This window comes from Pimelobacter simplex (genome assembly GCF_024662235.1).
GTDB lineage: Bacteria > Actinomycetota > Actinomycetes > Propionibacteriales > Nocardioidaceae > Nocardioides.
Map to the genome: position 1 here is coordinate 297185 of NZ_CP096276.1, position 14791 is coordinate 311975.

The following is a 14791-nucleotide window of genomic DNA, read 5'->3' on the forward strand; positions in this document are numbered from 1 at the left end:
CCAGATCGGCCGCAAACGCCGCTCGCGACGGCGCGGACTCGAGAGACACGCCCTAGGTCGCCCCCAGCAGGTAGTACGTCGTCATCGGCCCCTTGCCCTTGACGTCGACCACCTGCGGGTCGCTGAACGCGTAGCGGGTCTCGAGCAGCGCGTGCGTGGCCGCCGAGACCTGGATCCGGTGCGGCCGGCCGTGCGACTCCATGCGGCTGGCCGTGTTGACCGTGTCGCCCCACAGGTCGTAGGTGAACTTGCGCTGGCCGATCACCCCGGCCACGACGGGCCCCGACGCGATGCCGATCCGCATCGCGATCGGGCTCGGCCAGGTGGGGGAGAGGCGGGCCAGGGTGCGCTGCATGTCGAGCGCCAGCTCGGCCAGCGACGCCGCGTGGTCGTCGTCCGGCGTGGGCAGCCCGGCGACGGCCATGTAGGCATCGCCCACGGTCTTGATCTTCTCGATGCCGCGCCGGTCGCACAGCGCGTCGAACTCGCGGAACATCGTGTCGAGCAGCGCCACCAGCTCCTCGGGCGTGAGCGCCTCGGAGACCGGCGTGAAGCCGACGATGTCGGAGAACAGCACGCTCACGCTCGGCGCCGAGTCGGCGATCGCCCCCCGCTCGGTGCGCAGCCGCTGCGCGATCGGCACCGGCAGCACGTTGTGCAGGATCTCCTCGGAGCGCGCCCGCTCCTGCTCGACCTCCCGCTGGCGCTGGAAGTCGGTACGCCGCAACCGCTCCAGCGCATAGGCCACCACCCACGCGATCGCCGCGATCCCCACCGTCGGCGCCACGTGCGACCCCAGCGCATCGACCCCGCCCAGCGCCCCCGGCAGCGTCAGGCCCACCGCGACGAAGACCGCGATCGTCGCCACCACCGCGTGCATCCGCAGCCGGAGCAGCCCGATCGCTCCCAGCAGGGTGATCGTCGCCGACGTCCGCAGGTACTCCGTCGGGAAGTCACCCACCGCCGCCAGCGCCGGCCCCAGGCCCAGCAGCAGCAGGCTCAGCAGCAGCACCGAGCCCACCTGGAGGTGCCGGCGCACCACCGGCAGGCGCAGGGTCAGCCCGGACCCGATGAACACGAGCACCAGCGCCAGCCGGATCAGGGACGCCGCGAGCAGGCCGTCGGTGAGCACGAGGGCGTCCACGGCGCCGTACGCGGTCGTGAAGAGGACGCCGACCACCAGCGCGAACCGGGCCGCGCGCAGGCCGTTGTCGTCGTCGTACGCGCGGAAGTCGCGCTCGGCGGCGGGCTGGTCGAACTCCAGCATCCACCGCTTCATGTGCAGCTGCGCGTGCCGCTCGTGCACCCACGCGCGGATCAGGCTGGCCCCCATGACCGCAGGATGCCAGAACCGGGCGGCCCCGCTCCCCAAAAGCACGAGCGCCGCACCAGCCGTGGCTGGTGCGGCGCTGCGCGGACGTCCGTGCGTCAGTGACCGTTCTTGAGCGCGGTACGCAGGTCCTTGTTGAGCTGCGAGATCACGTCGAGCGGGATCTCCTTGGGGCAGGCCGCCGCGCACTCACCGATGTTGGTGCAGCCGCCGAAGCCCTCGTGGTCGTGCTGGCCGACCATGTCGACCACGCGCGACCAGCGCTCGGGCTGACCCTGCGGCAGCTCACCCAGGTGGGTGATCTTGGCGCCGACGAAGAGGGACGCCGAGCCGTTGGGGCAGGCGGCGACGCAGGCGCCGCAGCCGATGCAGGTCGCCACGTTGAAGGCGCGCATCGCCTTGTCGCGGGGGGCCGGGACCGAGTTGGCCTCGGGGGCCGAGCCGGTGTTGGCGGAGATGAAGCCGCCGGACTGGATGATCCGGTCGAACGCCGAGCGGTCGACGATCAGGTCCTTGACCACCGGGAAGGGCTCGGCGCGCCACGGCTCGATCGTGATGGTGTCGCCGTCCTTGAACGAGCGCATGTGCAGCTGGCAGGTCGTGGTGACCTCCGGGCCGTGCGCCTCGCCGTTGATCATCAGCGAGCACATGCCGCAGATGCCCTCGCGACAGTCGGAGTCGAACGCCACGGGCTCCTCGCCCTTGTCGTTCAGCTGCTCGTTGAGGACGTCGAGCATCTCGAGGAAGCTCATGTCCGCGGAGATGTCCGACACCTGGTAGGTGTGGAGACCGCCCGCGTCGTTGGGTCCGGCCTGGCGCCAGATCTTCAGGGTGAGGTTCATTCCGCCCGCGCTCACTTGTAGCTCCGCTGCTTCATCTCGATGGCCGTGTAGATCAGGTCCTCCTTGTGCAGGACGGGCTGACCCTGGTCGCCGCCCCACTCCCAGGCCGCGACGTAGGAGAACTCGTCGTCGTGGCGCAGCGCCTCGCCGTCCTCGGTCTGCGACTCGCCACGGAAGTGGCCGCCGCAGGACTCGCGCCGGTTGAGGGCGTCGATGCACATGAGCTCGCCGAGCTCGATGAAGTCGGCCACGCGGCCGGCCTTCTCGAGGCTCTGGTTGAGGGTGTCGGCCGAGCCGAGCACCTTGAGGTTCGACCAGAAGTCGGCCTTGAGCTCGCGGATCATGTCGATGGCCTTGCGCAGGCCCTCCTCGGTCCGCTCCATGCCGCAGTACTCCCACATGATGTTGCCCAGCTCCTTGTGGTAGCTGTCGGCGCTGCGGGAGCCGTTGATGGAGAGGAACTTCTGGACCCGGTCCTCGACGCTCTTGCGCGCCTCGACCACGGCCTCGTGAGACTCGTCGATCTTGTCGAACGGGCCGTCGGCGAGGTAGTCGCGGATGGTGTTCGGGAGGACGAAGTAGCCGTCGGCCAGGCCCTGCATGAGGGCCGAGGCGCCCAGACGGTTGGCGCCGTGGTCGGAGAAGTTGGCCTCGCCCGAGACGAAGAGGCCCGGGATGTTCGACTGCAGGTGGTAGTCGACCCACAGGCCGCCCATCACGTAGTGCACGGCGGGGTAGATCCGCATCGGGACCTCGTAGGGGTTCTCACCCGTGATCCGCTCGTACATGTCGAGGAGGTTGTCGTACTTCTCCTCGATCGCGTCCTTGCCGAGGCGCTTGATCGCGTCGCCGAGGTCGAGGTAGACGCCGCGGCGGAAGTCGCCGACCAGCGGGCCGACGCCGCGGCCCTCGTCGCACATGTTCTTGGCCTGGCGCGAGGCGATGTCGCGGGGGACCAGGTTGCCGAAGGACGGGTAGATCCGCTCCAGGTAGTAGTCGCGGTCCTCCTCGGGGATGTCCCGCGGGTCCTTGTCGCAGTCTTCCTTCTTCTTCGGCACCCAGATCCGGCCGTCGTTGCGCAGCGACTCCGACATCAGCGTCAGCTTCGACTGGTGGTCGCCGGAGACCGGGATGCACGTCGGGTGGATCTGCGTGTAGCAGGGGTTGGCCATGTAGGCGCCCTTGCGGTGCGCACGCCACGCGGCGGTGACGTTGGAGCCCATCGCGTTGGTGGAGAGGAAGAAGACGTTGCCGTAGCCGCCCGTGGCCAGGACGACGACGTCGGCGAGGTGGGTCTCGATCTCGCCGGTGACCATGTCGCGGGCGATGATGCCGCGCGCCTTGCCGTCGACGACGATCAGCTCGAGCATCTCGTGGCGGGTGAACTGCTCGACCGTGCCGGCCGCGACCTGGCGCTCCATCGCCTGGTAGGCGCCGATGAGGAGCTGCTGGCCCGTCTGGCCGCGGGCGTAGAACGTGCGGGAGACCTGCACGCCGCCGAAGGAGCGGTTGTCGAGCAGGCCGCCGTACTCGCGGGCGAAGGGGACGCCCTGCGCGACGCACTGGTCGATGATGTTGGCGCTGACCTCGGCCAGGCGGTAGACGTTCGACTCGCGCGAGCGGTAGTCGCCGCCCTTGACCGTGTCGTAGAAGAGACGGAACGTCGAGTCGCCGTCCTCCTTGTAGTTCTTGGCCGCGTTGATGCCGCCCTGGGCGGCGATCGAGTGCGCCCGGCGCGGGGAGTCCTGGTAGCAGAAGGACTTCACGTTGTAGCCGGCCTCGCCGAGCGTGGCGGCCGCGGCGCCACCGGCCAGACCGGTGCCGACGATGATCACGTCGAGCTTGCGCCGGTTGGCGGGGTTGACCAGGCGGTTCTCGAACTTGCGGGTGGTCCAGCGGTCCTTGATCGGGCCGGTCGGAGCGACCGGGTCGACCAGCTTGTCGCCGAGGGTGTAGTAGCCGCGCGCGTCGTCGGACTTCTGCTCGGACGGTCCGTTGAGGGGGGTGAGCCCGTCGTGGAGGGTGCTTCCAGCCATCTTCAGGTGGTCCTTACTTCTCGATGATGCCGACGAGGACGGACAGCGGGACCAGCGCGAAGCCGCCGGCGACCACGATCGCCACGACCCAGCCGGCCGCCCGGGCACGCGTGCGCGCGACGGCCGAGCCGGTGAAGCCCAGCGTCTGCAGCGAGCTGAAGGTGCCGTGGTGCAGGTGCATGCCCAGCGCCACCATCGCGAGCAGGTAGATGACGGTGATCCACCACACGTCGAAGCTGTCGACCATCAGGCGGTAGGGGTTCTCGCCGCCGGTGTCACCGTTGCTCGGGTTGATCTTGACGATCGTGAAGTTGAGCAGGTGCCAGATGATGAAGACCAGCAGCGTCACGCCGCCCCAGCGCATGGTGCGCGAGGAGACCGACGAGCCGTTGTTCTTCTTCACGGCGTACTTGACCGGTCGGGCCTTGGCCGCGCGGCGGGCCAGGATCACCGCCGAGGCCACGTGCGCGATCAGCGCGAGGATGAGGCCGACGCGCATGATCCAGAGGAAGCCCGAGTAGGGGAGCATCGGCTCACCCAGGACGCGCAGGTGGTGCGCGTACTCGTTGAAGGACTCCTCGCCCGCGAAGGCCTTGAGGTTGCCGTACATGTGCCCCAGGACGAAGCCGATGAACAGCAGGCCGCTCACGGCCATCAGGAGCTTCAGGGCGATGGTCGAACGGGCTGCACGGGAGCCCTTCGCCAATTCGGGTCGCGTCGTCGTTGCCACAGGGGGCCACGCTACCCCCGCTACTGACTAGTAGGTGACCGGGATCATGTGAGATACGCACGTAAGGCAAGCCTTACCCGCGCGCTCACGGGGCGCGGGTCAGCGCTCGACGGGGTCCGCGGCGGCGTCGAGGAAGTCGGCCGAGGGGACGAAGAAGAGGCTCCCGGTCAGGGCCGTGGAGAAGTCGAGGACCCGGTCGTGGTTGCCCGGCGGCTTGCCGACGAACATGTTCTGGAGCATCTCCTCGATGACGCCGGGATCGTTCGCGTAGCCGATGAAGTAGGTGCCGAACTCGCCCGCGCCGACCCGTCCGAAGGGCATGTTGTCGCGCAGGATGTCGCGCTCGGTGCCGTCGGCGTCGACGATCGTGGTGAGCGCGACGTGGGAGTTGCTGGGCTTGACGTCGTCGGCCAGCTCGACGTCGTCGAGCTTGGTGCGGCCGATGGCGTGCTCCTGCTGCTCGACGCTCAGGGTGCGCCAGGCGTCCAGGTCGTGGACGTACTTCTGGGTGATGACGTAGCTGCCGCCGGCGTACGCCGCGTCCTCCGCGCCGATGAGCACGGCCGCGGCCTTCTCGTCGCCCTCCGGGTTCTCGGTGCCGTCGACGAACCCGAGCAGGTCGCGCTGGTCGAAGGAGCGGAAGCCGTGCACCTCGTCGACGACCCGGGCGACGCCGGCCAGGCGCCGTACGAGGTGCTGGGCGAGTTCGAAGCACAGGTCGAGGCGGTGCGCGCGGAGGTGGAAGAAGAGGTCGCCGTCGGTGGCCGGGGCGTGGTGCCGGGCGCCGCTGACCGCGCGGAACGGGTGCAGCCCGGCGGGCAGGGGGAGCGCGAAGAGCCGGTTCCAGGCGCCGGCGCCGATGCCGGTCACGCAGGTCAGCTCGCCCTCGGGGATCCGGAAGCCGACCGAGCGGCGCAGCCCGCCGACGTCGGCGAGCAGGTCGCGCACGGTCTCGGCGGCGCCGGGCGCCTCGTCGTCGAGGGTGAGCGTCAGGAAGAGGGCGGCCTCGGTGAGCGGGGCGAGGACCGCCTGGGGCGTGGGGCTCGGCACCGCGCCGACTCTACGGGACCTCCGCGACCTCCAGAAGTCATAAACATCGTCTATCAAGCGATGGAAGATTGATCTTTGACGCTCATCGATCGACCGGGCACGCTGGAGGGGTGAGCGCCAGCGGCCCGACCGAAGACCCGCGCGACGACCTGCGGGTCACCCCTCCCAAGACCGTGGCCGCCGGCGTTCCCGCCGTGGCGCACGCGATCGAGTACTCCCTGGCCCAGGCCGGGCCCCAGCGCACGCTGCTCACCCTGCTGAGCCTCAACCAGGCCGAGGGCATCGACTGCCCCGGCTGCGCCTGGCCCGACCCGAAGCACCGGCACAAGAACGAGTACTGCGAGAACGGCGCCAAGCACGTCAACGACGACGCGACCACGCGCCGGGTCACCCGCGCGTTCTTCGCCGAGCACCCGATCGCCGAGCTCGACCAGAAGTCCGACATGTGGCTCAACCACCAGGGCCGGCTCACCGAGCCGATGGTCAAGCGCCCCGGCGCGACCCACTACGAGCCGATCGGCTGGGACGAGGCCTTCGGCATCGTCGCCGACGGGCTCAACGCGCTCGCCTCGCCGGACGAGGCGATGTTCTACACCTCGGGCCGGCTCAACAACGAGGCCGCCTTCCTGCTCCAGCTCTTCTCGCGCGCCTACGGCACCAACAACCTGCCGGACTGCTCGAACATGTGCCACGAGTCGAGCGGCTCGGGGCTGGGGGAGACCCTCGGCATCGGCAAGGGCAGCGTCTCGCTCGACGACATCCACGAGTCCGACCTGGTCTTCGTGGTCGGCCAGAACCCCGGCACCAACCACCCGCGCATGCTCTCCGCGCTCGAGGAGACCAAGCGCAACGGCGGCAAGGTGATCGCGATCAACCCGCTGCCCGAGGCGGGCCTGTTCCGGTTCAAGAACCCCCAGAAGGCGCGCGGTGTCGTCGGCCGCGGCACCGAGATCGCCGACCAGTTCCTCAAGATCCGCCCCGGCGGCGACCTCGCGCTCTTCCAGATGCTCAACCGGCTGCTGCTCGAGGCCGAGGACGCCGCCCCCGGCGCCGTGCTCGACCACGACTACATCGCGGCCCACACCACCGGCTTCGACGACTTCGCCGCCCACGCCCGCACCGTCACGTGGGAGCACGTGCTCACCGCGACCGGGCTGACCCGCGCCGAGATCGAGGAGGTCCACGCGCAGGTGCTGGCCAGCCGCCGGATCATCGTGTGCTGGGCGATGGGCCTGACCCAGCACAAGCACGGCGTACCGACGATCCGCGAGATCGTCAGCTTCCTGCTGCTGCGCGGCAACCTCGGCCGCCTCGGCGCCGGGGTGTGCCCGGTGCGCGGGCACAGCAACGTCCAGGGCGACCGTACGATGGGCATCTGGGAGCGGGTGCCCGACCGCTTCCTCGACGCGCTCGCCGCGGAGTTCGACTTCGAGCCGCCGCGGGCCCACGGCTACGACTCGGTCGCCGGCGTGCGCGCGATGCGCGACGGCAAGGCCAAGGTGTTCGTCGGCGTGGCCGGCAACTTCGTGCGCGCGATGTCCGACAGCGACGTCACCGAGGCGGCGCTGCGCTCGTGCTCGCTGACCGTGCAGATCTCGACCAAGCTCAACCGCTCGCACACCGTGTGCGGCGAGACCGCGCTGATCCTGCCCACGCTGGGCCGCAGCGACCGCGACGTCCAGGCGAGCGGCGAGCAGTTCGTGACCGTCGAGGACTCGATGAGTGAGGTGCACCAGTCGCGCGGCCGGCTCGCGCCCGCCTCGCCGGACCTGCTCAGCGAGGTCGCGATCATCGGCCGGCTGGCGCGGCGCACGCTCGGCCCCGGCGGCGCGATCCCGTGGGAGGACTTCGAGGCCGACTACGCGCTGGTCCGCGACCGGATCGCGCGCGTCGTGCCCGGCTTCGAGGACTTCAACGCGCGGGTCGCCGTCCCCGGCGGCTTCCGGCTGCCCAACCCGGTCAACTCCGGCGTATTCCCGACGCCGAGCGGCAAGGCCGTCTTCGTCGTCAACCAGCCCGACTGGATCGAGCCGCCGGCCGGGCACCTGGTGCTGCAGAGCCTGCGCTCGCACGACCAGTGGAACACCATCCCCTACGCGATGAACGACCGCTACCGCGGCATCCACGACGCCCGGCGGATCGTCATGGTCAACCCCGACGACCTCGCCGACCTCGGCCTCGCCGACCGCGACCTGGTCGACCTGGTCAGCGTCTGGACCGACGGCAGCGAGCGCCGCGCCGAGGGCTTCCGGGTCGTCGCCTACCCGGCGGCGCGCGGTTCCGCGGCGTCGTACTACCCCGAGACCAACGTGCTGGTGCCCCTCGACAGCGTCGCCGAGATCAGCAACACGCCCACCTCCAAGGGCGTGATCGTGCGCCTGGAGCCCGCGGGTGCCGCTGGTGCCGCCGTCGGCTGACCGGCGCCACGCCGGCCGGGTCCTGCTCGGCCTGCTCGTCCCGGGGCTGGTGCTCCTCGGCACCGGCCGCCCCGAGCTGATGCTGTACGCCGTCTTCGGCTCCTTCACCGGCATGTACGGCCGCCGGGAGGGACCGGCAGAGCGGCTGCGGCACCAGTTCCACGGTGCCGGGATGCTCGTCACCGGCGTCGCGCTCGGCGCGACCCTCGCGGTGACGGACGCCGGATCCGGCGTGCTGCTGGTCGCCGTCACCGGGTTCGCGACGCTCGGCTCGCTGGTCACCGACGCGCTGCGGCTGCGGCCGGGCGGCCCGTTCTTCGGCATCTTCGCGCTCGGCGCCACCGCGACCGTCGACCCCGGTCTGGTCGGCCCGCTCGGCGCCGTCCTGATCTGCGCCGCGACGGCGACCTGGTGCCTCGCGCTCGGGTTACTCTCCGCGGCGCATGTAACTACGTGTTCGTTCCACTACCCGGGCGCTGTGGCTGGTCATAGCGCCCGGGTAGTGGAACGAACACGTAGTTACAAGCAGGCGCTGCGCTACGCGGTGGCCACCGCGGCGGCCGGGCTGGCCGGGCTGGTGCTGGGCGTCGACCACGCGAACTGGGCGATGACCGCGGCCGCCGTACCGCTGGCGATCGTGACGGCCGGGGATCCGCTCGACCTGCGCGCCGTCGTCGAGCGGGCCGGGCACCGGGTCGCTGGGACCTTCGCGGGGCTCGTCGTCACCGCGGTCGTGCTGCTGCCCGAGCCGCGCCCGGCCGTGCTGGCGCTCGTCGTGATGGTGCTGCTGTTCCCGACCGAGCTGTTCCTGAGCCGGCACCACGGCATCGCGCTCGGCTTCTTCACCCCGCTCATCATGCTGATGACCGAGCTGGCGGCGCCGGCCGAGCCGCTCGGGCTGCTGCTGGCGCGGGGTGTCGACACGGTGCTCGGCGTCGCCGCGGGCGTCGCGGCGGCCGCCCTCGTCCCGGGCCGCGAGCGGTAGGGTCGGCCCATGGCTGCGTGGAGCCCTCTCGAGTGGCCCGTCCTCCGCCAAGCCCTGACCGGCGACCGGTTCGGGCGCGGCCCGGCCGTGCAGTCCGCACGGACCCGCCGTACCGAGTCGCGCAACGCCACCGCCGACCGCGTCGTGCAGAGCGTCTGCCCCTTCTGCGCGGTGGGCTGCGGCCAGAAGGTCTACGTCAAGGACGAGCGTGTCGTCCAGATCGAGGGCGACCCGGACTCGCCGATCTCGCGCGGGCGGCTGTGCCCCAAGGGCTCCTCGAGCGAGCAGCTCGTCAACAACCCCCTGCGCCAGACCACGATCCGCTACCGCGCTCCGCACGCCACCGAGTGGACCGACCTCGACCGCGACACCGCGATCGACATGATCGCCGACCGCTTCCTCGCCGCCCGCCGGCACGGCTGGCAGGACCACGACGAGCACGGGCGCCCGCTGCGCCGCACGATGGGCATCGCCTCGCTCGGCGGGGCGACGCTCGACAACGAAGAGAACTACCTGATCAAGAAGCTCTTCACCGCGGCCGGCGCGATCCAGATCGAGAACCAGGCTCGTATTTGACACTCCGCCACGGTTCCCAGTCTGGGAGCCTCGTTCGGGCGTGGCGGTGCCACGCAGTCCCTCCAGGACATGGCCAACGCCGACTGCATCATCCTGATGGGCGGCAACATGGCCGAAGCGCACCCCGTGGGCTTCCAGTGGGTCAGTGAGGCGCTCGTCAAGGGCGCCAAGGTGATCCACGTCGACCCCCGGTTCACCCGTACGTCGGCCGTGGCGACCAAGCACGTCGCGATCCGGGCCGGCTCGGACGTCGTCCTCCTCGGCGGGCTGATCAACCACATGCTCAGCAACGAGCTCTACTTCCACGACTACGTCGTCGCGTTCACCAACGCCGCGACCCTGGTCGGCGAGGACTTCCGCGACACCGAGGACCTGGGCGGGCTCTTCTCGGGCTTCGACCCCGAGAGCGGTTCCTACGACCCGTCGTCCTGGGCGTACGCCGACCCGGAGGGCGGCACCGTCACCGGGCCGTCCGGCGAGGAGCACGGGGCCAGCGCATCGCCCCGGGCCGCGGGCGACGAGCACGGCTCCGGCGGTCCGGCGCTGGAGCACGCGGGCGTCGTACGGGACGAGACGCTGCAGCACCCGCGCACCGTCTTCCAGGTGCTCAAGCGGCACTTCTCGCGCTACACGCCCGAGATGGTCCGCGACATGTGCGGCATCCCGATCGAGGACTTCGACTACGTCGCCCGCGCGATCGCGGAGAGCTCGGGCCGGGAGCGCACGACCTGCTTCGGCTACGCGACGGGCTGGACGCAGCACACGCTGGGCGCCCAGTTCATCCGCACGGCCGCCGTCCTGCAGCTGCTGATGGGCAATGTCGGCCGCCCCGGCAGCGGCATCATGGCGCTGCGCGGGCACGCGAGCATCCAGGGATCGACCGACATCCCGACGCTGTTCAACCTGCTGCCGGGCTACCTGCCGATGCCGAGCGTGGGCCGCCACGACACCTACCGCGACTACGTCGACTCGATCGGCTCGAAGCAGCAGAAGGGCTACTGGGCCTACGCCGAGACCTATGTCGTCAACCTGCTCAAGGCGTGGTGGGGCGACGCGGCGAGCGCCGAGAACGACTGGGCCTACGACTACCTGCCGCGGCTCAGCGGGGCGCACGGGACCTACCAGACCGTCGCCGACATGCGCGACGGCAAGGTCGACGGCTACTTCATCCTCGGCCAGAACCCGGCCGTGGGCTCGGCCAACGGGCGCCAGCAGCGCCTCGCGATGGCCCAGCTCAAGTGGCTGGTCGTGCGCGACCTCAACATGATCGAGTCGGCGACCTGGTGGAAGGACGGACCCGAGATCGAGTCCGGCGAGCTGCGCACCGAGGACATCGCGACCGAGGTGTTCTTCATGCCCGCCGCGACCCACGTCGAGAAGGCCGGCTCGTTCACCCAGACCCAGCGGATGCTCCAGTGGCGGCACCAGGCCGTCCAGCCGCCGGGCCAGGCCCAGAGCGAGCTCGACTTCTTCTACGAGCTGGGCGTGCGCATCCGGGCCCGCTTGGCCGGCTCGACCGACCCGCGCGACCGGCCGCTGCTCGACCTCACCTGGGACTACCCGCCCGACGAGCACGGCAACCCGGACCCGGAGGCAGTGCTCGCCGAGATCAACGGGTACGTCGTCGGCGACCGCGCGCCGCTGTCGTCGTACACGCAGATGAAGGCCGACGGTACGACGGCCGGCGGCTGCTGGATCTACACCGGCGTCTACGCCGACGGGCACAACCAGGCTGCCCGCCGCGTGCCCCAGGGCGGCGGCGGAGTCACCCAGTCGCAGTGGGGCTGGGTGTGGCCCGCGGACCGGCGGATCCTCTACAACCGCGCGTCCGCCGACCGCGACGGCAAGCCCTGGAGCGAGCGCAAGGCCTACATGTCGTGGGACGAGGCGCAGGGCCGGTGGGTCGGGCCCGACAACGTCGACTTCCCCGTCGACAAGCACCCGCACGCCCGTCCCGACCCGTCCCTGGGCGGTGCCGAGGGACTCGCCGGCGACGACCCGTTCGTGATGCAGGCCGACGGCAAGGGCTGGCTGTTCACCCCCAAGGGACTGGTCGACGGGCCGCTGCCCGCGCACTACGAGGCCGCCGAGTCGCCGGTCCGCAACGCGCTCTACCCCCAGCAGCAGGCACCTGCCCGGGTGCTGCTGGCGCGCGAGGACAACCTGGAGGCGCCCAGCGCCGGCGAGCCGGGGGCCGAGGTCTACCCGTTCGTGTTCACGACGTACCGGCTGACCGAGCACCACACCGCGGGTGGGATGAGCCGCTGGTCGCCGTACCTGGCGGAGCTGCAGCCGGAGATGTTCTGCGAGGTCTCACCCCAGCTCGCCGCGGAGCGCGGGCTCGAGAACGGCGGCTGGGCCACGATCATCTCGCCGCGGGCGGCGATCGAGGCGCGCGTGCTGGTCACCGACCGGGTCAAGAGCCTGGTGATCAACGGGCGCGAGGTCCAGCAGGTCGGCCTGCCCTACCACTGGGGCGTCGGCAGCGACGCCGTGGTCACCGGCGACGCCGCCAACGACCTGCTCGGCGTGATGATGGACCCGAACACCCAGATCCAGGAGTCCAAGGTCGCCTCGTGCGACGTGATCGCCGGACGGCGGCCGCGTGGCGCGGACCTGCAGCGGCTCGTTGCGTCGTACCAAGAGCGGGCGGGGACGACGCCGGCCACGGGTGGCCAGCGGGTGACCGATCCGGACAAGGAGGGCTTCTGATGGGCCAGCTGAGCGGACCGACCGACCCGACCGCCGACGCCGCCTGGGCTCCGGAGCACACCCACCCGCGCAAGGGCTTCTTCACCGACACCTCGATCTGCATCGGCTGCAAGGCCTGCGAGGTCGCGTGCAAGGAGTGGAACCAGAACCCGCGCGACGGCGACCTCGAGCTGACCGGCATGTCGTACGACAACACGGTCTCGCTCGGCGCGAGCACCTGGCGGCACGTGGCGTTCGTCGAGCAGGGACGCGACGCGATCACGGCCGCGCGGGAGTCGGGCCGGGCGCTGGTGTCGCTGGGGATGCCGTCGTTCGGGGCGCCGGCTCCGGACGCGGTGCCCGACGTGGCGCCGCCGGACACCCCGGAGTTCCGGTGGTTGATGGCCTCCGACGTCTGCAAGCACTGCACCCACGCGGGCTGTCTCGACGTGTGCCCGACGGGCGCGCTGTTCCGCACCGAGTTCGGGACGGTCGTCATCCAGCCCGACGTCTGCAACGGCTGCGGGACCTGCGTCGCGGGCTGCCCGTTCGGTGTCGTGGAGCGGCGCAGCGACGGGACCGCCGCGCCGACGTACCGCGAGGGGCACCGCAAGGGGGAGCAGCCGCCCGTGCCCAAGCGGGGCGTCGCCCAGAAGTGCACGCTCTGCTACGACCGGCTCGTCGACGACGAGACCCCGGCGTGCGCGAAGACGTGCCCGACGACGTCCATCAAGTTCGGCGACCACGCGACGATGGTCGACACCGCGCGCGAGCGCGTCGCCGAGCTGCACGCGCAGGGGATGACCGAGGCGCGGCTCTACGGCGCCAACGAGCTCGACGGCGTCGGCGGCACCGGATCGGTGTTCCTGCTGCTCGACGAGCCCGAGGTCTACGGGCTGCCGCCCGACCCGCGGGTGTGCACGGCGGACCTGATGACGATGTACAAGCGCGCGGGCGTCGCCATGGCCGGGATGGTCGCGGCGGCCGCGGTCGCCTTCTGGAGGGGACGCTGATGAGCGAGTACGACGAGGTGCGGCCGCCCGGCCCGGCCCGGCGCGGTCGGGGGCAGGGGCCTGGGCGTGGGCGCCGGCGTCCCGGTGGGCGGCGCGGCGGTCGGGCCGAGGAGCTGATGGTTCCCGAGGCCGCGTTCACGTCGTACTACGACAAGCCAATCGTCAAGGCGCCGCCGTGGGGGCACGAGATCCCGGCGTACCTCTTCCTCGGCGGTGTCGCCGGCGGCTCGGGGCTGCTGGCCGCAGGCGCCCAGCTCACCGGCCGCTCGCTGCTGCGCCGCAACGCCCGGCTCTCCGCGATGGCCGCGATCGGCCTCGGCGGCGTCGCGCTCGTCGCCGACCTCGGCAAGCCGAGCCGGTTCTACAACATGCTGCGCACGTTCAAGGTGACCTCGCCGATGAGCGTCGGGTCGTGGATCCTCACCGCCTTCGCCGGCGGGCTGACGGTGACCGTCGGCGCCGAGGTCGACCGGATGTCGGGGGAACGGCTGCCGCTGGGGCCGCTGCGGCCGGTGCTGCGCGCGCTCGAGGGCCCCGCTGGGTTGGAGGCGGCGGTGTTCGCGGCGCCGCTGGCCGGGTACACCGCCGTACTGCTGGCGGACACGGCGGTCCCCACCTGGAACGCCACCCACCGCGACCTGCCGTTCGTCTTCGTCAGCTCGGCGAGCCTCGCCTCGGCCGGCCTCGCCATGATCACCACGCCGGCCCACGAGGCCGGACCGGCCCGGACCCTCGCTCTGATGGGCGTGGTCGGCGACGTGGTGGCGATGAAGGCCATGGAGCGCCGGATGGACCCCGTCGCCGCAGAACCCCTCCACCACGGCTCCGCCGGCGCGATGCTGCGCTGGAGCGAGCGCCTCGCGGTGGCCGGCGCCGTCGGCGTGGTCCTCGGCGGCCGCCGCCGTCCCGTCGCCGTCGCGTCGGGGCTCGCGCTGATGACCGCCTCGGCGCTCACCCGGTTCGGCGTCTTCGAGGCTGGCATCCACTCGACCAAGGACCCGCGCTACGTCGTGGAGCCGCAGCGGCGGCGGTTGGCGGCGCGCCGAGCGGCGGGGGAGACGGGCGACTCGATCACCACCGCGGGCTGACGTCCGCGCGGGGGCTGTGGATAACCAGGCCGC

General features: G+C 71.3%; 10 protein-coding genes. 5 read left to right on the top strand and 5 right to left on the bottom strand.

The window, feature by feature from the left end; translation table 11 throughout:
- Nucleotides 1–52: 52 nt before the first annotated feature.
- The 5 genes from M0M48_RS01440 to M0M48_RS01460 all read right to left on the bottom strand — a co-directional run bounded on the left by M0M48_RS01440 (nt 53) and on the right by M0M48_RS01460 (nt 5988).
- Nucleotides 53–1333 (bottom strand): adenylate/guanylate cyclase domain-containing protein, encoded by a 1281-nt coding sequence (locus tag M0M48_RS01440; protein ID WP_257754102.1) that lies wholly within the window; start codon nt 1331–1333, stop codon nt 53–55.
- A gap of 95 nt (nt 1334–1428) precedes the next feature.
- On the bottom strand, nt 1429–2172 hold the full coding sequence (locus M0M48_RS01445; protein ID WP_215816574.1) for a succinate dehydrogenase/fumarate reductase iron-sulfur subunit: 744 nt from the start codon (nt 2170–2172) through the stop codon (nt 1429–1431).
- An 11-nt stretch (nt 2173–2183) separates the two neighbouring features.
- Nucleotides 2184–4208 carry a fumarate reductase/succinate dehydrogenase flavoprotein subunit gene (locus M0M48_RS01450; protein ID WP_257754103.1) on the bottom strand — a complete coding sequence of 675 codons (2025 nt, stop codon included), beginning with the start codon at nt 4206–4208 and terminating at the stop codon, nt 2184–2186.
- Between the two features lie 13 nt (nt 4209–4221).
- Nucleotides 4222–4863, bottom strand: a complete 642-nt coding sequence (locus M0M48_RS01455; protein ID WP_257754104.1) for a succinate dehydrogenase cytochrome b subunit — start codon at nt 4861–4863, stop codon at nt 4222–4224.
- A gap of 174 nt (nt 4864–5037) precedes the next feature.
- Nucleotides 5038–5988: a Dyp-type peroxidase gene (locus tag M0M48_RS01460; protein ID WP_257754105.1), complete on the bottom strand. Its 951-nt coding sequence runs from the start codon at nt 5986–5988 to the stop codon at nt 5038–5040.
- A 110-nt stretch (nt 5989–6098) separates the two neighbouring features.
- On the opposite strand from M0M48_RS01460, the gene M0M48_RS01465 reads away from it, so the two are divergent.
- Genes M0M48_RS01465 through nrfD form a run of 5 tightly spaced genes read left to right on the top strand, consistent with a single transcriptional unit; the run spans nt 6099 to nt 14758 of the window.
- Entirely contained in the window at nt 6099–8405 is a 2307-nt protein-coding gene (locus tag M0M48_RS01465) for an FdhF/YdeP family oxidoreductase (protein ID WP_257754106.1), read from the top strand.
- The gene (locus tag M0M48_RS01470) at nt 8380–9390 is read left to right on the top strand and encodes an FUSC family protein (protein WP_257759293.1); all 1011 of its coding nucleotides are present in this window, start codon (nt 8380–8382) and stop codon (nt 9388–9390) included. Before M0M48_RS01465 ends, M0M48_RS01470 begins: the two co-directional genes overlap by 26 nt.
- 9 nt (nt 9391–9399) lie before the next feature.
- Entirely contained in the window at nt 9400–12678 is a 3279-nt protein-coding gene (gene fdh, locus M0M48_RS01475; RefSeq protein ID WP_257754108.1) for a formate dehydrogenase, read from the top strand.
- Nucleotides 12678–13670, top strand: a complete 993-nt coding sequence (locus M0M48_RS01480; protein WP_257754109.1) for a 4Fe-4S dicluster domain-containing protein — start codon at nt 12678–12680, stop codon at nt 13668–13670. The genes fdh and M0M48_RS01480 overlap by 1 nt, the downstream gene beginning before the upstream one ends.
- Nucleotides 13670–14758 (top strand): NrfD/PsrC family molybdoenzyme membrane anchor subunit, encoded by a 1089-nt coding sequence (gene nrfD, locus M0M48_RS01485; protein ID WP_257754110.1) that lies wholly within the window; start codon nt 13670–13672, stop codon nt 14756–14758. Before M0M48_RS01480 ends, nrfD begins: the two co-directional genes overlap by 1 nt.
- Nucleotides 14759–14791 lie beyond the last annotated feature (33 nt).